This window comes from Bordetella genomosp. 8 (assembly GCF_002119685.1).
Lineage (GTDB): Bacteria > Pseudomonadota > Gammaproteobacteria > Burkholderiales > Burkholderiaceae_B > Bordetella_C.
On sequence record NZ_CP021108.1, the window covers coordinates 3,356,112 to 3,378,327 of the forward strand.

19 protein-coding genes are annotated in these 22,216 nt (G+C 67.7%); 7 read left to right on the top strand and 12 right to left on the bottom strand.

The features are described 5' to 3' along the window. Positions 1–37: 37 nt before the first annotated feature. The gene (locus tag CAL12_RS15250; RefSeq protein WP_086065340.1) at positions 38–1,006 is read left to right on the top strand and encodes a Bug family tripartite tricarboxylate transporter substrate binding protein; all 969 of its coding nucleotides are present in this window, start codon (positions 38–40) and stop codon (positions 1,004–1,006) included. A gap of 7 nt (positions 1,007–1,013) precedes the next feature. On the opposite strand, the gene CAL12_RS15255 is transcribed toward CAL12_RS15250, so the two are convergent. From CAL12_RS15255 to CAL12_RS15265, 3 genes are all read right to left on the bottom strand, one after another. Further along, positions 1,014–1,790: a ferredoxin--NADP reductase gene (locus tag CAL12_RS15255; protein WP_086065342.1), complete on the bottom strand. Its 777-nt coding sequence runs from the start codon at positions 1,788–1,790 to the stop codon at positions 1,014–1,016. Between the two features lie 229 nt (positions 1,791–2,019). Further along, entirely contained in the window at positions 2,020–3,009 is a 990-nt protein-coding gene (locus CAL12_RS15260; RefSeq protein ID WP_086065345.1) for a Bug family tripartite tricarboxylate transporter substrate binding protein, read from the bottom strand. Between the two features lie 112 nt (positions 3,010–3,121). Beyond that, positions 3,122–4,216 carry a mandelate racemase/muconate lactonizing enzyme family protein gene (locus tag CAL12_RS15265; RefSeq protein WP_086067907.1) on the bottom strand — a complete coding sequence of 365 codons (1,095 nt, stop codon included), beginning with the start codon at positions 4,214–4,216 and terminating at the stop codon, positions 3,122–3,124. A 114-nt stretch (positions 4,217–4,330) separates the two neighbouring features. Here CAL12_RS15265 and CAL12_RS15270 point away from each other — a divergent pair, with 114 nt between their 5' ends. The 4 genes from CAL12_RS15270 (at position 4,331) to CAL12_RS15285 (ending at position 8,879) form a co-directional block, all read left to right on the top strand. Then, the gene (locus tag CAL12_RS15270; RefSeq protein ID WP_086065347.1) at positions 4,331–5,230 is read left to right on the top strand and encodes a LysR family transcriptional regulator; all 900 of its coding nucleotides are present in this window, start codon (positions 4,331–4,333) and stop codon (positions 5,228–5,230) included. 133 nt (positions 5,231–5,363) lie between these two features. Further along, a complete protein-coding gene (locus tag CAL12_RS15275; protein WP_086065349.1) occupies positions 5,364–6,407 on the top strand; it encodes a Fe(3+) ABC transporter substrate-binding protein in 1,044 nt (347 codons plus the stop codon). Further along, positions 6,407–8,074 (top strand): ABC transporter permease, encoded by a 1,668-nt coding sequence (locus tag CAL12_RS15280; RefSeq protein ID WP_086065351.1) that lies wholly within the window; start codon positions 6,407–6,409, stop codon positions 8,072–8,074. Before CAL12_RS15275 ends, CAL12_RS15280 begins: the two co-directional genes overlap by 1 nt. Before the next feature lie 13 nt (positions 8,075–8,087). Further along, entirely contained in the window at positions 8,088–8,879 is a 792-nt protein-coding gene (locus tag CAL12_RS15285) for an ABC transporter ATP-binding protein (RefSeq protein ID WP_086065353.1), read from the top strand. A 4-nt stretch (positions 8,880–8,883) separates the two neighbouring features. Here CAL12_RS15285 and CAL12_RS15290 read toward each other — a convergent pair whose 3' ends face one another. Both CAL12_RS15290 and CAL12_RS15295 read right to left on the bottom strand, forming a co-directional pair. Continuing rightward, entirely contained in the window at positions 8,884–9,813 is a 930-nt protein-coding gene (locus CAL12_RS15290; RefSeq protein WP_086065355.1) for a pirin family protein, read from the bottom strand. A gap of 109 nt (positions 9,814–9,922) precedes the next feature. After that, positions 9,923–10,621, bottom strand: coding sequence for a pirin family protein (locus CAL12_RS15295; RefSeq protein WP_086065356.1), 699 nt, complete (start codon positions 10,619–10,621; stop codon positions 9,923–9,925). 111 nt (positions 10,622–10,732) lie between these two features. Between CAL12_RS15295 and CAL12_RS15300 the strand changes: the two genes are divergently transcribed. Then, positions 10,733–11,683, top strand: coding sequence for a LysR family transcriptional regulator (locus CAL12_RS15300; RefSeq protein WP_086067908.1), 951 nt, complete (start codon positions 10,733–10,735; stop codon positions 11,681–11,683). 25 nt (positions 11,684–11,708) lie between these two features. Here CAL12_RS15300 and CAL12_RS15305 read toward each other — a convergent pair whose 3' ends face one another. The 6 genes from CAL12_RS15305 to rdgB all read right to left on the bottom strand — a co-directional run bounded on the left by CAL12_RS15305 (position 11,709) and on the right by rdgB (position 18,608). Further along, a complete protein-coding gene (locus tag CAL12_RS15305; protein WP_086065357.1) occupies positions 11,709–12,365 on the bottom strand; it encodes a hypothetical protein in 657 nt (218 codons plus the stop codon). 125 nt (positions 12,366–12,490) lie between these two features. Then, positions 12,491–13,984 (bottom strand): nitrogen regulation protein NR(I), encoded by a 1,494-nt coding sequence (ntrC, locus tag CAL12_RS15310; RefSeq protein WP_086065358.1) that lies wholly within the window; start codon positions 13,982–13,984, stop codon positions 12,491–12,493. After that, the gene (glnL, locus tag CAL12_RS15315) at positions 13,981–15,042 is read right to left on the bottom strand and encodes a nitrogen regulation protein NR(II) (protein ID WP_086065359.1); all 1,062 of its coding nucleotides are present in this window, start codon (positions 15,040–15,042) and stop codon (positions 13,981–13,983) included. Before glnL ends, ntrC begins: the two co-directional genes overlap by 4 nt. 78 nt (positions 15,043–15,120) lie before the next feature. Continuing rightward, positions 15,121–16,533: a type I glutamate--ammonia ligase gene (gene glnA / locus CAL12_RS15320; protein ID WP_086065360.1), complete on the bottom strand. Its 1,413-nt coding sequence runs from the start codon at positions 16,531–16,533 to the stop codon at positions 15,121–15,123. Positions 16,534–16,714: 181 nt separating this feature from the next. Continuing rightward, the gene (gene hemW, locus CAL12_RS15325; protein WP_086065361.1) at positions 16,715–17,950 is read right to left on the bottom strand and encodes a radical SAM family heme chaperone HemW; all 1,236 of its coding nucleotides are present in this window, start codon (positions 17,948–17,950) and stop codon (positions 16,715–16,717) included. Between the two features lie 31 nt (positions 17,951–17,981). Continuing rightward, a complete protein-coding gene (rdgB, locus tag CAL12_RS15330; protein ID WP_086065362.1) occupies positions 17,982–18,608 on the bottom strand; it encodes an RdgB/HAM1 family non-canonical purine NTP pyrophosphatase in 627 nt (208 codons plus the stop codon). 131 nt (positions 18,609–18,739) lie between these two features. Here rdgB and CAL12_RS15335 point away from each other — a divergent pair, with 131 nt between their 5' ends. Next, positions 18,740–20,569 (top strand): EAL domain-containing protein, encoded by a 1,830-nt coding sequence (locus tag CAL12_RS15335; RefSeq protein WP_086065363.1) that lies wholly within the window; start codon positions 18,740–18,742, stop codon positions 20,567–20,569. On the opposite strand, the gene CAL12_RS15340 is transcribed toward CAL12_RS15335, so the two are convergent. Next, the gene (locus CAL12_RS15340; RefSeq protein WP_086065364.1) at positions 20,453–22,147 is read right to left on the bottom strand and encodes a methyl-accepting chemotaxis protein; all 1,695 of its coding nucleotides are present in this window, start codon (positions 22,145–22,147) and stop codon (positions 20,453–20,455) included. The genes CAL12_RS15335 and CAL12_RS15340 overlap by 117 nt on opposite strands. Positions 22,148–22,216 lie beyond the last annotated feature (69 nt).

The window sequence follows — 22,216 nt, forward strand, 5'->3', positions numbered from 1 at the left end:
CCGTATAAACACCGCGAATAATCGAGGAGACGAAAAGATGAAAATCCGCGCCCTGCCCGTTTGGGCGGCCTGGCTCGCCGCCGCATGCGTGCCGCTGGCGGCCACCGCCGACGAATTTCCCAGCCGCCCCATCACCTTCGTGGTGCCCTTCGCCGCCGGCAGCGCCACCGACCAGATCGCCCGCGCCCTGGCGCAAGGGGTCACGGAACAGACGGGCACCGCCGTGGTGATCGAGGACAAGCCGGGCGCCAGCGCGATGATAGGCGCCCAGGACGTGGCGCGGGCCAAGCCCGACGGCTATCGCGTGCTGATCACCACCAACACCACGCACGCCGCCAACGAGCATCTGTACAAGCGGCTGCAATACGACCCGGTCAAGGATTTCGAACCCATCACACTGCTGGGCAAAGGCAGCCAGATCATGGTGGTGAACCCGTCCTTTCCGGCGAAGACCGTGGGCGAATTCCTGGCCATGGCGCGCAAGGAGCCCGGCAAGCTGAGCTTCGGCAGCGGCAGTTCCAGCAGCCGCATCGCGGGAGAACTGCTGCAGCAGATGGCCAACGTGAAGCTGCTGCACGTGCCCTACAAGAGCAATCCGCTGGCCCTGACCGATCTGCTGGGCGGCCAGATCAGCACCATGATCACCGACATGGCCACCGGCTTGCCGCAAGTGCAATCGGGCAAGCTGCGCGCATTGGGCGTGACCACGCTGAAGCGTTCGACGCTGGCGCCGGACGTTCCCACCATCGCGGAATCGGGCGTGCCGGGCTATGAAATGGGTTATTGGTTCGCCGCCTATGCGCCGGCGGGCACGCCGGCCGACGTGGTGAAGCGCCTGCACACGCTCCTGACCAAGGCCACCGAAGGCGCCCCCGCCAAGCAGTTCTACGCCACCACCGGCACCGAAGCGGAGACGTCCACGCCGGCGGAGCTGGCGGCCTTCCAGAAGGCCGAATCGAAGAAGTGGCAGACCATCATCAAGCAGGCCGGCATCGAGCCTGAGTAGACCCGATCTACTTATCGACGAAAGCGCGTTCGACCACGTAGTCGCCCGGCTGGCCCACGCCCGGCGACACGGTGAAGCCGCGCTTGTCCAGCATGGCGCTGATGTCGGCCAGCATATGCGGGCTGCCGCAGATCATGGCGCGGTCGTTGTCGGGATGCAGCGGCGTCAGGCCGATGTCCTCGAACAGCTTGCCGCTTTCCACCAGTTCCGTGATACGGCCCTGGTTGCGGAACGGTTCGCGGGTGACCGTGGGGTAGTAGATCAGCTTGCCGTTGACCATGTCGCCGAAGAACTCGTTGGCCGGCAGTTCATTCTGGATGTAGTCGGCGTAGGCGAGTTCGCTCTTCCAGCGCACGCCGTGCACCAGCACGACTTTTTCGAAGCGCTCGTAGACGTCCGGATCCTTGATGATGCTCATGAACGGCGCCAGGCCGGTTCCCGTACCGAACAGGTACAGGTTCTTGCCCGGCTTCAGGTCGTCGACCACCAGCGTGCCCACCGGCTTGCGGCTGACCAGGATGGTGTCGCCTTCCTTCAGGTGCTGCAGGCGCGAGGTCAAGGGGCCATCGGGCACCTTGATGCTGAGGAATTCCAGGTTTTCCTCGTAGTTCGCGCTGGCGATGCTGTAGGCGCGCAGCAAAGGCTTGCCTTCGACTTCCAGGCCGATCATGACGAAGTGACCGTTATGGAAGCGTAACGCCGCGTCGCGGGTGGTCTTGAAGGAAAACAGGGTGTCGTTCCAGTGGTGCACGCTCAGGACGCGCTCGGTGTTGAAGGCTGCCATAGGTGATCGAAGATGACACGCGGCAGCGTCGAGTATGGGCGCGGCCGCCGGACGGGGAAAAAAGAGCCGTCCAACAAGTGAGGGATTACCCGATTTTACCTGTTTCCGATGATAAAGGTTCTCAACTGAGGCAGTTTTGGCCCCTTTATCGAGACTGATTGGTTGTAAGCAAATAACCGTTCCCATGGTTTCGGCTGATTTCTTATAACCGGAACCCCCAGGCGCTGTCCTACTCCGGCTTGATGTCACCGCGCTGCACCACGTCTTTCCACTTCGCGATGTCGGCGGCGATACGCGTCGCGAACTCGGCCGGCGTGCTGCCCACGGGCACGAAGCCCAGCGACAACAGCTTGTCGCGCAATTCCCCCTGCCTGGCCGACAGCGAGATGGTGCCGCCCAGCTTGTCCACGATCGCGGCGGGCACGCCCGCCGGCGCGACCAATCCGAACAAGGGCTCCGTATCGATGCCGGGATAGCCGGCCTGCGCCATCGTCGGCACATCGGGCAAGGCAGCCACGCGCGCCGGACTGGTGACGGCCAGCGCGCGCAGGCGCCCCGCCTTGATGTGCTCCAGCAGCGTGGGCACCGTGGCAAAGGCAAACTGTATCTGGCCGCCCAGCAGGTCGGTGAACACCGTGCCGCCGCCGCGATATGGCACGTGGATCACCTTGATTCCCGCCTGCTGGCGCAGCTGCTCGCCGGCCAGGTGCGGCGCGCTGCCAACGCCCGCCGAACCGAAGGACAATGCGCCGGGCTCCGCCTTGGCCAGTGCGATGAACGACGCCATGTCCGTCGCCTTGACGGAAGGATGCACGACCAGCACGAAGGGCGCGGTCGCCATCAGCGAGATGGGCGCGAAGTCCTTGGCGGTGTCGTACTGCAGGCGGCTGCCCAGCAGGCCCGGATTGATGACGAAGGCGGTGTCGACCATGCCCAGGGTGTAGCCATCCGCGGGAGCCGTCGCCACCGCCCGCGTACCGATCACCGTGCCGCCGCCGCTGCGGTTCTCCACGATGAACGACTGGCCGTAGGCCTTCGCGTACACCTCCGCCGCGAAACGGCCCAGCGTATCGGTCGCCGCGCCTGGGGGATAAGGGACGACGAGGCGCACCGGCTTGTCCGGATAGGCGCCGCCCTGTGCCCGCGCGGCCCAGGGCAGCGCCATGCCCGCCAGCACCCACGCATTGCCGCGTAGCCATTTCCTGCGCGAAAAATCCATTCCTGTCTCCTGTTCTATGTATGGGACTTCCTGAGGGACTTCCAGGCCCTGGCCCTGCCAAGGCCCTTGGTCGCGGCGGCGCATGCCCCACGCCGCGCACGTGATGCGGCGCTCAGCGATACAGCCCGGCCGCGAGATCGGCTTCCGGTTCGGCGCCCAGGCCGGGAGCGTCGGGCACGTCGACCCACCCCGCATGCACGGGTACCGTCGCGCCGTAAGGGACGTGGGCAAGCTCGACATACAGCCTTTCCAGCGAGGCCTCGGCGCGCTGCGCCGCCAGCAGATGCAGGCTGGCCAGGAAGCCCGGGCCGAAAAAAGCCACTTGAGGCGCGCACACCGTCGCCCGGCCTTCGCAGCGCCGCGACACGGCCCAGGCCTCGCTGAGGCCCAGCTTGATCACGCTGGGCTGCACATACTTGCAAGCCTCCCGGTCGACCAGCCGGGTGAGCTCGAACGCGCTGCTGGCGTTTTCGCCGACAGCCAGCGGCACCGGGCTGTCCACCTGCAGGCGCGCGAGCGCGTCGTGGTCTTCCGGCGGCCACAGGGGTTCCTCTATCCACAGCGGCGCGGCCGCCGCCATGCCCGCGATCGCCGCTGGCGCCTCTTCGGGCAGCCAGGCGCAGTTGGTATCGACCATCAGCGGCACGCCCGCGCCGGCGGCCCGGCGCGCGGCGTCGACCGCCGAGACCGTGCGCTCATGCAGCTTGACCTCGGTATAGCCCTCCTCCAGCGCCTGCGTCACCACGCGGTCCAGCAGGGCGGCATCGCCGTAGTACTGCAGCAGCGATGCATAGGCCCTTATGCGGGGACGCTGGCGGCCGCCCAGAAGCTGATACACGGGTACGCCCGCGCGCTTGCCGCGCAGATCCCACAGGGCGATATCCAGGCCGGCGATCGCGTGCAGCACGGGACCCGAGCGTCCAAGGTTGTGCAAGGTGCGCCGTAGCGTCGGCAGCAGCGTTTCGTCTCCGGCGTCCCGGCCTTGCGCGAGCGGCGCGATCAGGGTTTCGAATATGGCGACAATCGCACGCGGCTCGACGCAGTAGGACTCGCCCCAGCCCACTGTGCCATCCGCGGTTTCCACGCGCACCAGCGCGCTATCGAGCCTGTCGCGCGGGCGCCCGGCGAACAGCGGCGGCGAGGTCCAGTGATGAAACGGCAGGCGCATGGGTATGCACTGCACGGAAACGATGCGGTTGGCTGCCATCTGTGCCTGCGGTTGCGCGGCGTTGTTGGGGAATGCCAGTGTCCCAGCCACCATACCCGTGGTCAAATAGCTGGATGGTCTGGTTTCATATGAATTTCTTATGGTGAGCCACGCATGCTGAACCGCCGCGAACTCGCGCTGCTGCGCGCGATGTACCAGCACGAGACCGTCACCGCGGCCGCGGCGTCCATCCACATGGCGCAGCCGGCCGCCAGCGCCCTGTTGCGCGACCTGGAAACGCGCCTCGGATTCGCGCTGTTCAGCCGCGAGAACCGCCGCCTGCAACTGACCAGCCAGGGCCGCGCCCTGTTGCCGGAAGTGCTCAACGCACTGACGGGCATCGAAGCCGTCGACCGGTTGGCGCGAGACATCCGCCACGGCTCCGCCACGCGCCTCGCGATCGGGGCGGTGGCCATCGCGGCATCCAGCCTGTTTCCGGCTGCGCTGGCGCGGCTGCGACGCGGCTACCCCGACGTAGCGGTGACGGTGCGCGCCGGCACCGCCCTGGAAATCGTCGACATGGCGGTGGACCATCGCATCGACCTGGGCATCATCATCGGTCCGTCGCCCGACGAAAGAGTCGATATGCAGGTGCTCAGCACGCTCAGCCTGTTCTGCATCCTGCGCCCCGACCATCCTCTGGCGGCGCGCAAGCGGCTGAGCCTGCGGGAAGCCGTGCGGGAACCCGCCATCGTGCTGGGTGCCGCGCTGCCGGCCGGGCGCGCCACCGCCCGGGCGCTGGAAGCCGCGGGCCTGGCGCATATGCCCACGGTGGAAGTCATGCAATCGTCCGCCGCGTGCGCCCTGGTGGCGGCCGGCGTCGGGATCGCCATCGTCGAAAGCCTGGGCGCGGTCTACGCCCAGCGCCAGGGCCTGGCCGCCATCCGCCTGATGCGCGTCGATGACCTGGCATTGCGCCTGGTGTGGCCGCGGCATCGCGGCATGAGCCCGCCGGCGGCGGAGCTCCGGCGCTGCCTGGTGGACGAAGCGGCCGCGCTCGGGCTCAACCGCTAAGGCTCTCTCGCCACCTTACATAAAGTTGAACAAATAGGGATTTCTTGCTATCTTCCCCAGCCTCTGACTGAGAATAATTTTCGTTAACAGCCTCCCGGCCCACGCGGGCGCCGGGGCTAGTCCGGAGCTGACCATGAAACCGCACCGTTCCACCTTGTCCAAGATCCTGGGCACGCTCTGCGTTGCCGGCGCCACCTACGCCACCCCGGCCCTGGCCGCCGGGGAGGTCACCCTCTACACCACGCGCGAGCCCAAGCTGATCCAGCCGCTGCTGGACGCATACACCAAGGAAAGCGGCGTCAAGGTCAATACGGTCTTCGTCAAGGACGGCCTGCTCGAACGGGTCAAGGCGGAAGGCGACAAGTCGCCCGCGGATGTGCTGATGACTGTGGACATCGGCAATCTGCTGGACCTGGTGGATGGCGGCGTCACCCAGGCCGCGCCGTCGAAGGCGCTGGAATCCGTGGTGCCCGCCAACCTGCGCGGCAACGGCGGCAGCTGGTATGCGCTGTCGCTGCGCGATCGCGTGCTGTACGCGGAAAAGGACCTGAACGTCAGCAGCTTCCATTACGAAGACCTGGCCGATCCCAAGTGGAAGGGCAAGGTGTGCATCCGCGCCGGCCAGCACCCGTACAACACCGGCCTGATCGCGGCCATGATCGCGCATGACGGCGCCGAGGCCACGGAAAAATGGCTGCGCGGCGTCAAGGCCAACCTGGCGCGCAAGGCGGCCGGCGGCGACCGCGACGTGGCGCGCGACATCCTGGGCGGCATCTGCGATATCGGCATCGCGAACGCGTATTACGTCGGCCACATGAAAAACGCCGAGCCCGGCACGGACGCACGCAAGTGGGGCGACGCCATCAAGGTCGTGCGCCCGACGTTCGCCAAGGCCAAGGACGGCGGCACGCACGTGAACATCAGCGGCGCCGCCGTCGCCAAACACGCGCCGCACAAGGCCGAAGCCGTCAAGCTGCTCGAATACCTGGTGTCGGCGCCGGCCCAGGCCATGTACGCGCAGGCCAACTACGAGTACCCGGTCCGTGAAGGCGTCAAGCTGGACCCGGTGGTGGCCAGCTTCGGTCCGCTCAAGGTCGACTCCCTGTCCGTGGCGGAGATCGCCAAGTACCGCAAGCAAGCGAGCGAGCTCGTCGACAAGGTGGGCTTCGATAACTGATGGCCTGGTCCTGGGGCGCGGCACTGATCGCGCTGGTGGTATGCGCCCCGCTGGCGGCGCTGGGGTGGCAGGCCTGGGGCGGCGATGCCGGCCACTGGCCGCACCTGGCGCAATACGTCCTGCCGCAAGCGGCCGCCAACACGGGGCTGCTGCTGTTGGGCGTGGGCGTGGTGACGGCCGTGCTGGGCACCGGCAGCGCCTGGCTGGTCAGCGCCTATGAGTTCCGCGGACGGCGCGTCCTGAGCTGGGCGCTGCTGCTGCCGCTGGCGGTGCCCACCTATATCGTCGCCTTCGCCTACCTGGATCTGCTGCATCCCCTCGGGCCCATACAGGGCGCCATCCGCGCGCTCCTGGGCTACGACAATCCGCGCCAATTCCGCCTGCCGGAACTGCGGTCCCTGCCCGGGGCGATCTTCGTGCTGGGCTGCGCGCTGTATCCCTATGTCTACCTGACCACCCGGGCGATGTTCATGACGCAGGCGGCCAACGTCATGGAAGCCGCGCGCACCCTGGGCGCCGGGCGCTACGCCGCGTTCTGGCGCGTCGCCCTGCCCATGGCGCGCCCGGCCATCGCGGTGGGCTTGAGCCTGGCGCTGCTGGAAACGCTCAACGACATCGGCGCGTCGGAGTTCCTGGGCGTGCAGACACTGACCGTCTCCGTCTACACCACCTGGGTCACCCGCTCCGACCTGGCCTCGGCCGCGCAGATCGCCTTGTCCATGCTGGCCATCGTGGTCGCGCTGATCCTGTTGGAGCGCCATGGGCGCCGCCGTCAACGCTATGCGGGCACGCAGCGCATGCGGCCGATGCAAGCGGTGCGCCTGCACGGATGGCATGCGGCCCTGGCCGCCGGCCTGGGCGCGCTGCCGGTCGCGCTGGGCTTCGTCGCGCCCGCCCTGTACCTGCTGTGGGAAACGCAAAAGCGAGTGCACTTGGTCGGCGGCGTATCGCGACAGCTGCTGGCCGCCGCCGGCAATACCGTGACAATCGCCGCGGCGGCGACCGTCTTGACGCTGGCATGCGGCATCGTGGTCGCCTGGGCGGCGCGGACCGTCCGCGAAAGCGGCCGGCGCCGCCTGACGGGCATTTATGCACGCGCGGCCGGCCTGGGCTACGCGGTGCCGGGGACGGTGCTGGCCATCGGGCTGCTGACGCCCTTCAACCTGGTCGACAGCGCCTTGTCGGCCACCGTGGGCACCGGTGGACTCGTGTTGATGGGCTCTGCCGCGGGGCTGGTCTGCGCCTACGCGATCCGCTTCCTTGCCATCGCCTCGGGTGGACTGGAAGCCGGCCTGGCGCGCATACCGCCGTCGCTGGAACAGGCCGCGCGCCTGCTGGGCGAAACCGCGGGCGGAACGTTGCGGCGCGTGCATCTGCCGCTGCTGCGCCCGGCGATGGCCTCGGCCGCCCTGCTGGTGTTCGTCGATGCCATGAAGGAACTGCCGGCCACGCTGCTGTTGCGGCCCATGAATTTCGACACCCTGGCGACCTGGCTGTACGCAGAGGCGGCCCGAGGCACCTACGAGGAAGGCGCGGTGGCGGCGCTGGCCATCGTCGCCGCGGGACTGATCCCGGTCATCCTGCTGGCACGCGGCCAGGAACGGGCGCCGACGCACGCCGCGCGCCCGCGACGCCACGCGGCAATCGGACGAAGCTCTACACCATGACGGCATACACAGCATGACCGCGGCACTCGAACTCGAACGCCTTAGCCTGGCATACGACACCCCGCACGGCACCCGCCGGGTGGTGGACGGACTCAGCCTGGCCTTGCCCGGCGGCCATATCGGCTGCCTGCTGGGGTCGTCCGGTTGCGGCAAGACGACCGTGCTGCGCGCCATCGCCGGTTTCGAGCCGCCGGTGGATGGTCGCATCCTGCTGGATGGCGCCGTGCTGTCCAGCCCCGCGCACTGCGTGGCGCCGGAAAAACGGCGCGTGGGCATGATGTTCCAGGACTATGCGCTGTTTCCGCATCTGAACGTGCGCCGCAACGTCGCCTTCGGCCTGCGCCGCATGGCGCGGGCGGCGCAGGATCGGCGCGTGGCCGAGATGCTGGAATTGGTGGGCCTGGCGCAGGCGGGCGACAGCTATCCGCACGAGCTCTCGGGCGGCCAGCAGCAGCGCGTGGCGCTGGCGCGGGCCCTGGCGCCCTCGCCCGATCTGCTGCTGCTGGACGAACCGTTCTCCAACCTGGATGCCGACGCGCGCGAACGCTTGGCTTTCGAGGTGCGCGACATCCTCAAGCAGACCAGCCACACGGCGGTGCTGGTGACCCATGACCAGGCCGAAGCCTTCGCCATCGCGGACCGCATCGGCGTCATGAGCGAAGGCCGCGTCGCGCAATGGGACACGCCCTACAACCTGCGCCACCATCCGGCTTCGCCCTTCGTCGCGGACTTCATCCGCCGCGAGGCGCTGGCCGAACGCCGCGCCGCCGCCTATGCGCGCGGCGCGCTGCGCACGGGGTCCTAGCCGGCTAGCGGCTCCCGGGCAGCGGCGCCAACGGCGCCCAGGGCGGCGCGGGGATGAACTCCGTCGTATCTTCCGGCACGGTCTGGCCGAAGCGATCGCGCTCCCAGTCCTCGCGTGCCTGATGGATGCGATCGCGGCGGCTGGAAACGAAGTTCCACCACAGATAACGCGGACCGTCCAGCGGCTCGCCGCCCAGCAGCGCCACGCGCGCGGCGGTGGCGGCCTTCAGCGTCACCGCCTTGCCCGGCGCGAACACGACCAGGCGGCCCGCCTCGAAACGCTGCCCGTCGATCTCGACTTCGCCGCGGGCGATGTAGGCGGCGCGTTCCTCGTATTCCGGGTCCAGCTGCACGCGCGCCCCGGCTTCCAGGGCGACGTCGCCCAGGAACAGCGGCGACAGCGTGCGCACCGACGATGTCTGTCCGAACAGCGAGCCGGCGACGATCTGCGCCCGCACGCCCTCGCCTTCGGCCACCGCCTGCGCGTCGCGGTCGTAGTGGACGAAGCCGGGATCGGTTTCCTCCAGGCTGGCCGGCAAGGCCACCCAGGACTGCAGGCCCGCCAGGCGCTGGGGCTGGGTCCGGCTTTCGGGGGACGAACGTTCGGAGTGCACGATGCCGCGCCCGGCCGTCATCCAGTTCACTTCGCCCGGCAGGATGGTGCGCACGTTGCCCGCGCCATCGCGATGCATGATCGCGCCTTCGTACAGGTAGGTGACGGTCGCCAGGCCGATGTGGGGATGCGGCCGCACGTCGATGCCGACGCCGGCCTGCAGCATGGCGGGACCCATCTCGTCCAGGAATACGAAGGGACCGACGGTCCGGCGCTCGCGCGACGGCAAGGCCCGCCGCACCTCGAAATTGCCGATATCGCTGGTGCGGGGAATCACCACGGTTTCGACCGATGCGGGAAACGGGGGCGTGAGCTGGGACATGGTTTTCTCCATCCGGGAACGATGATCACGATACGCCAGGTCGGCGCGCGGGTGTGGGGCGCCGCCCGCCCCGCGGGAGCGCGGGACGGGCGGGATGGCGGGACTGGGATCAGGGCAGATCGAACACCAGCACTTCGGCGCCCTCGCCCTTTTCCAGCGAGATGCCGGCCTCGTCTTCCACCGCCAGCGCGTCCCCGTCGACCAGGGCCTGGCCATTGACGGTGATCTTGCCGCGCGCCACGTGGACCCAGGCGCGGCGTCCGCCAGGCAGGGGCAGCGTGGCGCTTTCGTCGCCGTCGAACAGGCCGACGTACAGGCGGGCATCCTGATGGATCAGGACGGAACCGTCCGCCGCGTCGGGCGATGCCACCAGGCGCAGGCGTCCGCGCTTGTCGGCTTCCTCGAAGCGCTTTTCCTCATAGCCCGGGTCGATGCCGACGGCATTGGGCTCGATCCAGATCTGCAGCAGATGCGTGCCGCGGTCGGGCTGCGGGTTGAATTCGGAATGCAGCACGCCGCGTCCGGCGCTCATGCGCTGCACGTCACCCGGACGTATGGTCGACCCATTGCCCATGTTGTCCTTGTGCGCGACGGCGCCGTCCAGCACGTAGGTCAGGATTTCCATATCGCGATGCCCGTGCGTGCCGAAGCCGCGGCCGGCCGCGATGTGGTCGTCGTTGATCACGCGCAGCGGACCGAAGCCCATATGGCGCGGGTCGTAGTAGTTCGCGAAAGAAAACGTATGGGCGCTCTTCAGCCAGCCGTGGTCGGCGTGGCCGCGTTCTTCGCTGCGTCGCAGGGTAAGCATGGCGGAACTCCTTGTGTACGTTGTCGATGAACGTCATTGTGGGCGCCCGCGCCGGGCTTGCGGCTGAGCCGCTTTGAAGACATCATTCAATAAATTTGAATGACCTCCACCATGCCTGCCTCCCCTACGCCACCGCCTTCCGACGCCCTGATCACCCCCGAACTGCTGCTGCTGGTGGACGCGATCGCCCGGCACGGCAGCTTCGCCAAGGCGGCGCGCGAAATGGGCAAGGTGCCCTCGGCCGTCACCTACGCCATCCGCGGCCTGGAAGACCGGCTGGACGTGCTGCTGTTCGATCGCAGCGGCCATCGCGCGGTGCTGACGCCGGCCGGCCAGGCCCTGCTGGACGACGGCCGACTGCTGCTGAAATCGCTGGAAGACCTGACCCGCCGGGTCCGCCGGATCTCGACCGGCTGGGAGCTGGAACTGCGCATCGCCGTCAACGGCGTGCTGCCGTGGCCGCCGCTGTACGACCTGATCGAAGAATTCCAGACGCTGGACAGCACCACCAAGCTGCGCTTCACCAGCGAAGTGCTGAGCGGCACCTGGGACACCCTGGCGGGCGGGCGCGCGGACCTGCTGATCGGCGGCGATGCGGCGCTGGCGCCGCCGGGGCGTTTCGCCACCCAGCCCCTGGGCGAGGTGCACATGCTTTTCTGCGTGGCGCCTCACCACCCGCTGGCGCAGGCCACAGGGCCGCTGGGGCCGGCGGACATCGGCGCGCACTGCGCCGTCGTGGTGGCCGATACGTCGCGCGCCCTGCCCCCCTTGACGCGCAACCTGCTGGATACCCAGCAACGCGTGGTCATGCCCACCATGCAGGCCAAGATAGACGCGCAGATCCGGGGCGTGGGCTGCGGCTACATACCCAGGATGCTTGCCGCGCCGTACCTGGACCAGGGGCTGCTGGTGGCAAAGCCCACCCGCGACGGCGACCTGCACGAACGCCTGGCTTGCGCCTGGCGCGCGCCGGCGCAGGGCGAGGCGCTGAAGTGGTGGTTGAAGAAGCTGGAATCGCCGCGCCTGCGCGGCAGCCTGGTGGACGCGCCGGCCGCCGGGTAGACAGAAGCGGCCACGGCCAACCCGATCAACGGCATTTGCGCATCGATATCGCGACCGCCTGCACCACGTTGTTGGCCGCGAAGTTCACCCGATGGCATCCCAGCCATTCCGTCCCGTCCCCCTTGATGGGCGTGAATTCGACGTAGAACCGGGCATCGGCCGCCGCCGGCGTCCCGCCCATGCCGAAGATGGCCCGGAACGCGCCGCGCGCGCCATCGACGGCCATGACCGTATCGGCCGCCCCCTTGAAGGCATCCACCAGCGTGGCGCCCGCGCCCATGCGGCCGGCAATGCCGGTGGCCTGGGCCACGACCAGGTCCGCGACGATGCCCGCCATGGTCTTGAGGGTATCGCTGGCGCCGGCGGCCAATGCCCGTGCGGCAGAAAGATCGCTGAATCTTTCCATGGCCCGGTAGCGCGCCACCTTGACGTAAATATGCGGCAGGCCCTGGATATTGTTCACGATGCCATATCGCGACTCGTTCGCCAGGAAATCGCTGATTTCGGTCAGGGTCCCGATGAGAACCAGTGGCCGGGCGCCCACGGAACTGTCCTCGAAGTGGTAGCAGTTGGTTCGCGCCGATCGCAGCGCCGGCGAATACTGTCCGCGGTCTTCGACGAAGCTGGCGCCCTTGAACATATGGACTCGCGCGGAGCCCTTGCGCATCAAACGGATAGGCATGTCCTTCTCATACTGGTCGGTGGTGTTGGGGAAGCGGCGCGCATCTTGGCATCCGCGGTTCCGACCGAGAAGGTGATTATTCTGAAGCCGGCGACGGACGGCGCCCGCCGTCCCGCCGGCGACCGCTATTCGTCTTCCATCCCCAGATCGCGCAGCTTGCGCGTGATGGTGTTGCGGCCGATCCCCAGGCGCGACGCGGCTTCGACACGCCGCCCGCGGCTGGCCTGCAGGGCCGTCTGCAGCAGTATCCGCTCGAACTGCCGCGTCAGCGTCGCCATGATCGCCGGCTCGCCGCGATCCAGCCGGTTCTGCGCGTCGCGCAACAGCGATTCCTGCCAGTTCTGCGGCGTGGCGTCCGCCGCCGGCGCGCCCGCCGTGGCGGGTATCGCGGAGACGACGCGCGGCGTGGCCGCCTGCGGCAAGCCCGGCTGGGACGGCGCGCCGCCTTCCATGGCGCGGATTTCCGGCGGCAGGTCGGCGCGCTCGATGGTCTGGCCCGGCGCCATCACGGTCAGCCAGTGGCAGAAGTTCTCCAGCTGGCGCACGTTGCCGGGAAAGTCGAACTGGGTCAGCACCGCCAGCGCCTCGGGCGTCAGCCGCTTGGCTGACACGCCCAGCTGGCGCGCGCTCAAGGTCAGGAAGTGCTGCGCCAGCGCGGGGATGTCCTCGACGCGTTCGCGCAAGGGCGGCAGGCGCAGGCGGATGACGTTCAGGCGGTGAAACAGGTCCTCGCGGAACAGGCCTTGTTCGACGCGCTGTTCCAGCGGCTGATGGGTCGCCGCGACGATGCGCACGTCCACCCGCACGGGCTGGGCGCCGCCCACGCGGTAGAACGTGCCTTCGGCCAGCACGCGCAACAGGCGCGTCTGCAGTTCGATCGGCATATCGCCGATCTCGTCCAGGAACAGCGTGCCGCCATGGGCTTCTTCGAAACGTCCGCGGCGCAGCGTATTGGCGCCGGTGAAGGCGCCGCGTTCGTGGCCGAACAATTCGGCTTCCAACAGGTCGCGCGGGATCGCCGCGGCGTTCAAGGCGACGAAGGGGCCCTTGGCACGCGCGCCGTGGCCGTGCAGCGCCCGCGCCACCAGTTCCTTGCCGGTGCCGGATTCGCCGGTGATCAGGACCGTCACCTTGGACTGCGCCAGGCGCCCGATGGCGCGGAAGATTTCCTGCATGGCCGGCGACGCCGACTGGGTCATCATCCAGCGTTCGCCCGATTCGGCCTGCGCGCCGGAGGTCTCGCCATCCTGCCCGTCCACCGACTCCTGCGCCGCCCGCTGGATCAGCGAAACCGCTTCATTGACGTCGAAAGGCTTGGCCAGGTAATCGAACGCGCCGCCCTGGAAGGCCGACACGGTGCTGTCCAGGTCCGCGAAGGCCGTCATCACGATGACAGGCAGCGCGGGATGGCTCTCCTTGATCTGCCTCAACAGGTCCAGGCCGTTGCCGCCCGGCATGCGGATGTCCGATACCAGCGCCGCCGGCTCGTCGCCTTCGAGCGCCGTCAGGACGTCGTTGGCCTGGGAGAAGCTGCGGGTGTTGATGCCGGCCCGCGCCAGGGCCTTTTCCAGGACCCAGCGGATTGCCTGGTCATCGTCTACGATCCATACAGGTTTCATGCGGATTCCATCGGCAGGACCAGGCGGAATTCAGTGTGCCTGGGTCGGGATTCGAATTCGATGATGCCGCCGTGCTGCTGCACGAAGTCCTGGGCAAGGCTCAGGCCCAGGCCCGTGCCGCCGGGACGCGCGGTAACGAGCGGATGGAAAATGCGGTCGCGGATGTGTTCCGGCACACCGGGACCGTTATCGATAATGGACAGCACAGCGGCCAGACGATGCTGGCGATGCGCCAGCATGACCCGCCGCGCCACGCGCGTGCGCAGCGTGATCTGCGGCGGCGGCGCGTCACCGCCAGCCGGCTGGATGGACAATTCCTGCGCCGCGTTGCGCGCCACGTTAAGCACGGCCTGCATCAGGCGCGCGGCGTCGCCCTGCAGATCGGGCATGGACGCATCGTAGTCGCGGACGATGGTCAGGCCATCACGGAACTCGGCCTGGATAAGGGCGCTGACGCGTTCGCAGATTTCGTGGATATTCACCGCCCGCGCGTTCAGGGGTACGCGTTGCGGCCCGATGAGGCGGTCGACCAGCGCCTGCAGGCGGTCGGCCTCCGAAATGATCACCTGGGTATATTCCGCCAGCGCCGGATCGGGCAGTTCGCCTTCCAGCAATTGGGCGGCGCCACGCAGGCCCCCCAGCGGATTCTTGACTTCATGCGCCAGGTTGCGCAGCAACTGCCGGTGCGTTTCGATCTCGTCGACCAGCCGGTGATTGCGGTCGGCGGTCACCCGCAATTCGATTTCGCGCACCTCGATCAGCACGGGCCAGGGCTGGCCCATCAAGGCAACGGTGGTCACCGCGACGCCGACCGACTCGGCTCCGCGTCGCAGCGACGTCATCTGGCGAACGTCGGCAACATTGCCGGCCTTCGCCAGATCGATCGAAGATTGCATGGCCTCGCGGTCGTCGAACAACGTCTCGGCCGGCTGGCCGGTCAGCTGGCGACGCGAACGGCCCAGCAGATCCTCGGCCGCCGCATTCGCGTATTCGATACAACCCCGCTCGTTAACCAGCAGTACCGATGTCGCGAGCAGTTCAAAGGCTTCTACATTCATCGTCTTCACCCGGGGCGGTGTACAGGCGGACCGGTGCCCCGGTCCGCCCCTGCGCGCCCCCGGGAACTCAGCCGGCGATCACAGGCTGTAGTACATGTCGAATTCGACAGGGTGCGTCGTCATGCGCAGACGCTGCACTTCCTGCTCCTTCAACGCCAGATAGCCGTCCAGCATGTCGTCGGTGAACACACCGCCGCGCGTCAGGAACTCGCGATCCTTGTCCAGCGCTTCCAAGGCCTGGTCCAGCGACGAGCAGACGGTCGGGATCTTGGCATCTTCTTCCGGCGGCAGGTCGTACAGGTTCTTGTCGGCCGGGTCGCCCGGGTGGATCTTGTTCTGGACACCGTCCAGGCCGGCCATCATCAGCGCCGAGAAAGCCAGGTACGGATTGGCCAGGGGATCCGGGAAACGCGTTTCGATACGGCGGCCCTTGGGGTTGCCGACGTACGGAATGCGGATCGAAGCCGAGCGGTTGCGCGCCGAGTAGGCCAGCTTGACCGGCGCTTCGAAGTGCGGAACCAGACGCTTGTAGGAGTTCGTGCCCGGGTTGGTGATCGCGTTCAGCGCGCGGGCATGCTTGATGATGCCGCCGATGTAGTACAGCGCGAATTCGGACAGGCCGGCGTAGCCGTTGCCGGCGAACAGGTTCTGGCCGTCCTTCCAGATCGACTGGTGCACGTGCATGCCGGAACCGTTGTCGCCGACGACGGGCTTGGGCATGAAGGTGGCGGTCTTGCCGTAGGCGTGCGCCACGTTGTGCACGACGTACTTCAGGACCTGGTTCCAGTCGGCGCGCTGGACCAGCGTGCTGAACTTGGTGCCGATTTCCAGCTGGCCGGGCGCGGCCACTTCATGGTGGTGCACTTCGACCGGCACGCCTTGCTGTTCGAGCAGCAGGCACATTTCCGAACGCATGTCCTGGAAGGAGTCGACCGGGGGCACGGGGAAATAGCCGCCCTTGACCAGCGGACGATGGCCCAGGTTGCCGCCTTCGAATTCCACACCGGTGGACCAGGGGGCTTCTTCCGACTTGATCTTGACGAAGGTGCCCGACATGTCGGTGTTCCACGTCACGCCGTCGAACACGAAGAATTCCGGTTCCGGACCGAAGTAAGCGGTGTCGCCGATACCGGAGGACTTCAGGTAGGCTTCGGCGCGCTTGGCCAGCGAGCGGGGATCACGGGAATAACCCTTCATGTCCGACGGTTCGACGACGTCGCACGTCAGGATCAGGGTGGTTTCTTCCATGAACGGATCGATCCGGGCCGTGGTGGCGTCCGGGATCAGCAGCATGTCGGAGGCTTCGATGCCCTTCCAGCCCGGGATCGAGGAGCCGTCGAAGGCGTGGCCGCTTTCAAACTTGTCTTCATCGATCACGTGGGACGGCACCGACACATGGTGCTCGCGGCCGGCGGTGTCGGTGAAACGGAAGTCGACGAACTTGACTTCCGCGTCAGCAATCTGTTTTAGGACTTCTTTAGGACTTGCCATGTCATCTCCGTTGATAAAGGGTCGAGTGCTGCAACTCGACTGGCACTCGGCTAAAAAGCAACATCCATGCCATGTTTTCACATGGGAATCCCGGGGAGATCGGCCCGCCGCCGGACCGATCCCGGGATAATGCACCAATTATGTGCAAAACACGAAGCATGAAAAGAACCACTCTGGTGCATCAGTTCAAAAACAGTGCTTGAAGGTCGTTGAGGAACGCCCAACCGCGAGGCGTTGCCTTCAACCGGGTCGGGTCCGCGTCCAGCAAACCCTTGCCCGTGGCCGCCTCCAGTTGGTGCGCGATGGCCGCCAGCGACACCCCGGTGCGCTCCGCGAAATACGTCGCCGGCACGCCTTCCTTCAACCGCAGGACGTTCAGCATGAACTCGAAAGGCAGCTCATCCGCGGTGCTTTCGCGCGACTCGGCAATGTGCGAGCCGTCGCGCGCCACCGCGGCGGCCATCCAGCGTTCCGGATTGCGGGTACGGGCTTCGCGCAGGATACGGTCGTGAAATGAAAGTTTGCCGTGCGCGCCGGGGCCGATCCCCAGATAGTCGCCGAATTCCCAATAATTCACGTTGTGGCGACAGCGGGCGCCGGGCCGCGCGTAGGCGGACACCTCGTAGCGCGCCAGGCCGGCCTCGGCGGCCAGGGCTTCCACCTCGTCCTGCATGGCGGCGGCCGTATCGTCATCCGGCAGGTGCTCCGGCGGAAACTTCGCGAAGACCGTATTCGGCTCCATCGTCAGGTGGTACAGCGACAGGTGTTCGGTGCCATGGGACAGGGCTACACGGACGTCGGCCTGGCAGGCCTGCAGCGTCTGCCCCGGCAGGGCGAACATCAGGTCCAGGTTGACGCGGGGCACCGCGGCCTGCGCCATGGCGATGGCCCGGCGCGCCTGGCCGGCGTCATGGATGCGGCCCAAGGCGCGCAACTGCGCGTCGTCGAAGCTCTGGATGCCCAGCGACAGCCGGTTCACCCCGCTGGCGGCGTAGTCCCGGAAGCGGCCGGCCTCGGCGGTGCCCGGATTGGCCTCCATCGTGATTTCGGCGTCGGGCCACAGGTTCAGGTAGGCGCGCAGCATCGCCAGCAATTCGTCCAGGCCTGCGGCGGACAGCAGGCTGGGCGTACCGCCTCCCAGGAACACCGAGGTCACCTGGCGGCCCCAGACCTGCGGCAAGGCCTGCTCCAGATCGGCGCGCAGGGCGTCCAGGTAGGCGCGTTCCGGGATCTCGCCGTCAGCCGCGTGCGAGTTGAAGTCGCAATAGGGGCACTTGCGCACGCACCACGGCACATGCACGTAAACGGACAAGGGCGGCAGGCTGGTCAGGCCGGGGCGCATGAGCCCGGCCCCCGCGCTGGCGCGCCCGGGCGTGGGCGCGGCGCCGGCCGGCCGGATCGGAATGGTGATGGGCATGGCGTATGGCGTATCGCGTTGGCCGGCGCGTTCAGCGCGCCGCGCGCTGCAACTTGGCCATCAACTCGCGCAAAGCCTGCGCGCGGTGGCTGACGGCGTTCTTTTCGGCGGGCGCCAGTTCGGCGGCCGTCCTGCCCAGGTCGGGCAGATGGAAATACGGGTCATAGCCGAAACCGTGCTCGCCGCGCGGCGCCTCGGCGATTTCTCCATACCAGACGCCCTCGCCCAGCAAGGGCCGGGGGTCGTCGGCCGCGCGCACCAGGGCCAGGACGGCGATATAACAGGCGCGCCGGTCCGGCTGGCCCGCCAGCTCGCGAACCAGCAGGGCGTTGTTGGCGGCGTCGGACTTCTCGCCGCCGTTCATGCTGGCGTAGCGGGCGGAGTAGACGCCGGGCGCGCCGCCCAGGGCATCGACGCACAGGCCGGAATCGTCCGCCAGGGCCGGCAGGCCGGTCACCCGGCTGGCATGCCGCGCCTTTTCCAACGCGTTCTCGATAAAAGTGCAATGCGGCTCGGGGGCCTCGGGCACGCCCAACTGGCCCTGGGGTATCAATTCGATGCCCAGCGGCGCGAACAGCGCGGAGAATTCACGCAACTTGCCGGCATTGCCGGAAGCGAGCACCACGCGGCCTAGGCCGGGTACTGAGTCTGAAGCCATGGGATTTGTAACCAACGATGCGGGTGGCAAAGCAAACTGGTAGTGTATCGCCCGCGCGGCAAGACACAGATTGAAACGCCTGCGCAATATGCGCCGCTCACCATTAGGCGGTCTCCACCCGGTGCCAAAGCATGCACGCGTCCGTTCCTTCCGCTCTCCCGGCTGCCGGCGCTCCCGCCGTCCTGTCTCCCCTGGGCCTGCTGGACGAGATCCTGCGATCGGGACGCCTGAGCGCGCTATTCCAGCCGGTGGTCGACTTGACCAACACCCGCGTCTACGGCTATGAGAGCCTGATCCGCGGCCCCGTCGACAGCGAATTCCACATGCCGGAGGCGCTGTTCGGCGAAGCTCGCCGCCGCGGCGTGCATCCGCTGGTCGAACACGCCAGCGCCACCAGTGGCATGCGTTCCTTCCAGGACACCGAGGCGCCGGCCGGCAGCAACCTGTTCCTGAACATGTCGGCCTCGGCCCTGCTGCACTTCTGGATGCAATGGGGCGAATCGATGCCGGCCCGCCTGCTGGACGGCTGCGCCCTGGACCCGGGGCGCATCATCATCGAATTGACCGAGCACGATCCGGCCTTTCCGGACATGCGCGTGCTGACCCGCATCCTGCGCGCCTTGCGCGCGCATGGCATGCGGCTGGCGCTGGACGACTACGGCGTGGGCCATGGCAGCCTGCAACTGTGGTCCGAGGCGCAGCCCGACCTGGTCAAGATAGACCGCTATTTCTTCCATGGCATCGCGCAGGACGAGCGGCGGCAGAAACTGGTTCGCGCCGTGCTCTCGGTGGCGCAATGCCTGGGTACGCCGACGATCGCCGCGGGTGTCGAAACCGCGGAAGACCTGGCCGTCGTGCGCGACCTGGGCATCCGCTACGCCCAGGGCTGGTTCCTGGGCTATCCCGCCGCGCGCCCGCATGGCGATGTGGCGCCGCAGGTGCGCCAGGTCCTGGAGCAACGTGCTCCCGCGCGCGGCGCGGCGCGCGTCCCGGGCGCGACGGCGGCCACGCTGCGCGTGCAGGCGCCTTCGGTTTCGCCCAGCCGCCATACCAACGACGACGTCCACCGGCTGTTCGACGAACATAAATCGCTGCACGCCGTGGCCGTGGTCGACGACGACAACCGGCCGCTGGGCATCATCAATCGCCGCGATTTCACCGACCGCTATGCTCAGCGCTATACGCGCGAGCTGTTCGGGCGCGATGGCTGCACCACCTTCATGAACGGCGAACCGGTGCTGGTGGACGTGCATGCCTCCATCGACCAGCTCAGCCACGTGCTGGTATCGGACGACCAGCGCTACCTGGTCGACGGGTTCATCATCACCCGCGACGGCAATTACGACGGCCTGGGCACGGGCGAAGCCCTGGTGCGCTCGGTCACCGAGATGCGCATCGAAGCCGCGCGCTACGCGAACCCGCTGACCTCCCTGCCCGGCAACATCCCCATCAGCCAGCATATCGGCAGCCTGCTGGAAGGCGGGGTGGAGTTCGTGACCGGCTATTGCGACCTGAACCACTTCAAGCCGTTCAACGACGTGTACGGGTACTGGCGCGGCGACGACATGATCCAGCTGTGCGCGACGGTCATACGCAACCACTGCGATCCACAGCGGGATTTCGTCGGCCACGTGGGCGGCGACGATTTCGTGATCCTGTTCCGCAGCGCCGACTGGCGTGAGCGCGCCGAACGCATCATCCACGACTTCAATCGCAACGCGATCGACCTGTATGACGACGAAGGCCGCGCGCGCGGCGGGATCGAAGCGGAAGACCGCTATGGGGTCATGCGGTCATTCCCCTTCGTCACGCTGAGCATCGGCGCCCTGTACGTCTCGCCCCAGTCAGGCGTGCGCATCCGCCCGGAAGACATCGCTTCGGCGGCCGCCCGCGTCAAGCACCAGGTCAAGCATGGAGACGTGCCGCTCGTCGTCGAGCCTTACCTGGCGCCCGGCGGCTGACGCGGTATCCACCGAGCCGACGGGGGCCAGCCGGAATACTTCCACCGCTTGCCGCAGGCGTTCGGCGCGTCCTTCCAAGGCCGCCACCGCCGCGGCGGTTTCTTCCGCCAGGGCGGCGTTTTCCTGGGTATTGCGGTCCAGGCCCGACATCGCTTCGTGCATCGCGCCGATACCGGCTGCCTGTTCCGCGGCGGCCTGCGATATCTCCTGCACCAGCGCCGTCACCTGGGCGACCGCGACGCGCATATCGCCTATGGTCTGCCCGGCCGCGCCCACTTCCCGCACGCCCGCATCCACGTGATCGGCCGAGCCGGCGATCAAGGACTTGATTTCGCGCGCGGCACCGGCGCTGCGCTGCGCCAGCGTGCGCACTTCGCCCGCCACCACCGCGAAGCCGCGGCCGGACTCGCCCGCGCGGGCGGCCTCCACGGCGGCATTCAAGGCCAGCAGATTGGTCTGGAACGCGATGCCGTCGACCACGCCGACGATATCGCCGATGCGGCGGGCGCTGTCGGCGATATCCTGCATGCGCGCGACCACTCGGTCCACCGCTTGCGCGCCCTGCTCGGCCAGCGCCTCGACGCGCTGCGATCGGGCACTGGCGCGCTCGGCGTTTTCCGAGGTGGCGTTCACCGTGACCGCCAGGGTCGACATGCCGGCCGCCGTTTCCTGCAACATGCCGGCCTGTTCGGCGGTGCGCGCCGACAGCTGGACGCCGCCAGCGGCCAGCGCGCGCATATCGGAATGGATATCGTCCACCGCCAGGCGTACCGAGCCGACCGCGCCGGACAAGCCGCCCTGCATGCGGCTCATGGCGGAAAACAGGATGCCGATCTCGTTCCGCCCGCCCGCCGCGATGGGCTGCGTCAGGTCGCCATCCGCGATGCGGTCGAAATGGCCGCCCGCCTCGCGCAGCGGCCGCAACAGCGAACGATGCAGCACGACGCGGATGCCGACGGCCAGCAGCAGCACGAACAAGGCCAGGCCGGCCGCGCTGTAGACGGCGGCGTCCTGCATATGCGCCACTTCGGCGATGGCCGCGGCGCCCTGCGCCCGCGTGTAGCGCTGGAAGGCGCTTTCCGCCTTGACGTAGGCTTCTGCGGCCGCGGGCAGGACCTGGTCGTTCAGCCGGTTCACCTCCACGCCATTGAAGCCCTGGATGGCCTTGCGCATGGGCGTCAGGCAATCGTCGACCAGCCTGGCGTAGGCCTGCAAGGCGGCGTCGTACAGGGGCTTGCCTTCCGTGTTGGCATAGGGCAGCGCCTGCAAGCGTTCGACGCCCTTGCGGGCATCGCCCAGGAATCGCTCGACCACCGCGACCATCTGGTCGCGCTCCGGTATACGGCCGCCTTCCATATAGGTCTTGGCGTCCACCAGCGCGGCACGGGCCTGGAACACCGCGCTGCTGACGTTGCCCAGTTCGCTGGCGCGCTCGATATTGTCGCGCCCGAGTTCCTCTACCCACGCGCGGTTCTCGCGCAGCAAGGCGATCGCCGCCGCGCCCGCCGCGACGAACAGCGTCACGAACAGCGCCAGCACGATCGTCAGCGCCAGGTTCACACTCAATTTGTTCCGCATCACATCCTACCTACGCGCCCTCGCGGGCAAAAACATTCGGTAGGGATTATGTTGCGGTGAAGTGGCATT

Excerpts from the sequence above, each read along its gene's own strand:
- CAL12_RS15295 (WP_086065356.1), bottom strand. The coding sequence starts at position 10,621 with ATGCTTACCCTGCGACGCAGCGAAGAACGCGGCCACGCCGACCACGGC.
- CAL12_RS15340 (WP_086065364.1), bottom strand. The coding sequence starts at position 22,147 with ATGCGGAACAAATTGAGTGTGAACCTGGCGCTGACGATCGTGCTGGCG.
- glnA (WP_086065360.1), bottom strand. The coding sequence starts at position 16,533 with ATGGCAAGTCCTAAAGAAGTCCTAAAACAGATTGCTGACGCGGAAGTC.
- CAL12_RS15275 (WP_086065349.1), top strand. The coding sequence starts at position 5,364 with ATGAAACCGCACCGTTCCACCTTGTCCAAGATCCTGGGCACGCTCTGC.
- CAL12_RS15270 (WP_086065347.1), top strand. The coding sequence starts at position 4,331 with ATGCTGAACCGCCGCGAACTCGCGCTGCTGCGCGCGATGTACCAGCAC.
- CAL12_RS15265 (WP_086067907.1), bottom strand. The coding sequence starts at position 4,216 with ATGGCAGCCAACCGCATCGTTTCCGTGCAGTGCATACCCATGCGCCTG.
- glnL (WP_086065359.1), bottom strand. The coding sequence starts at position 15,042 with ATGAATGTAGAAGCCTTTGAACTGCTCGCGACATCGGTACTGCTGGTT.
- CAL12_RS15250 (WP_086065340.1), top strand. The coding sequence starts at position 38 with ATGAAAATCCGCGCCCTGCCCGTTTGGGCGGCCTGGCTCGCCGCCGCA.
- CAL12_RS15280 (WP_086065351.1), top strand. The coding sequence starts at position 6,407 with ATGGCCTGGTCCTGGGGCGCGGCACTGATCGCGCTGGTGGTATGCGCC.
- CAL12_RS15285 (WP_086065353.1), top strand. The coding sequence starts at position 8,088 with ATGACCGCGGCACTCGAACTCGAACGCCTTAGCCTGGCATACGACACC.
- CAL12_RS15290 (WP_086065355.1), bottom strand. The coding sequence starts at position 9,813 with ATGTCCCAGCTCACGCCCCCGTTTCCCGCATCGGTCGAAACCGTGGTG.
- rdgB (WP_086065362.1), bottom strand. The coding sequence starts at position 18,608 with ATGGCTTCAGACTCAGTACCCGGCCTAGGCCGCGTGGTGCTCGCTTCC.
- CAL12_RS15305 (WP_086065357.1), bottom strand. The coding sequence starts at position 12,365 with ATGCCTATCCGTTTGATGCGCAAGGGCTCCGCGCGAGTCCATATGTTC.
- CAL12_RS15260 (WP_086065345.1), bottom strand. The coding sequence starts at position 3,009 with ATGGATTTTTCGCGCAGGAAATGGCTACGCGGCAATGCGTGGGTGCTG.
- ntrC (WP_086065358.1), bottom strand. The coding sequence starts at position 13,984 with ATGAAACCTGTATGGATCGTAGACGATGACCAGGCAATCCGCTGGGTC.
- CAL12_RS15335 (WP_086065363.1), top strand. The coding sequence starts at position 18,740 with ATGCACGCGTCCGTTCCTTCCGCTCTCCCGGCTGCCGGCGCTCCCGCC.
- CAL12_RS15255 (WP_086065342.1), bottom strand. The coding sequence starts at position 1,790 with ATGGCAGCCTTCAACACCGAGCGCGTCCTGAGCGTGCACCACTGGAAC.
- CAL12_RS15300 (WP_086067908.1), top strand. The coding sequence starts at position 10,733 with ATGCCTGCCTCCCCTACGCCACCGCCTTCCGACGCCCTGATCACCCCC.
- hemW (WP_086065361.1), bottom strand. The coding sequence starts at position 17,950 with ATGCCCATCACCATTCCGATCCGGCCGGCCGGCGCCGCGCCCACGCCC.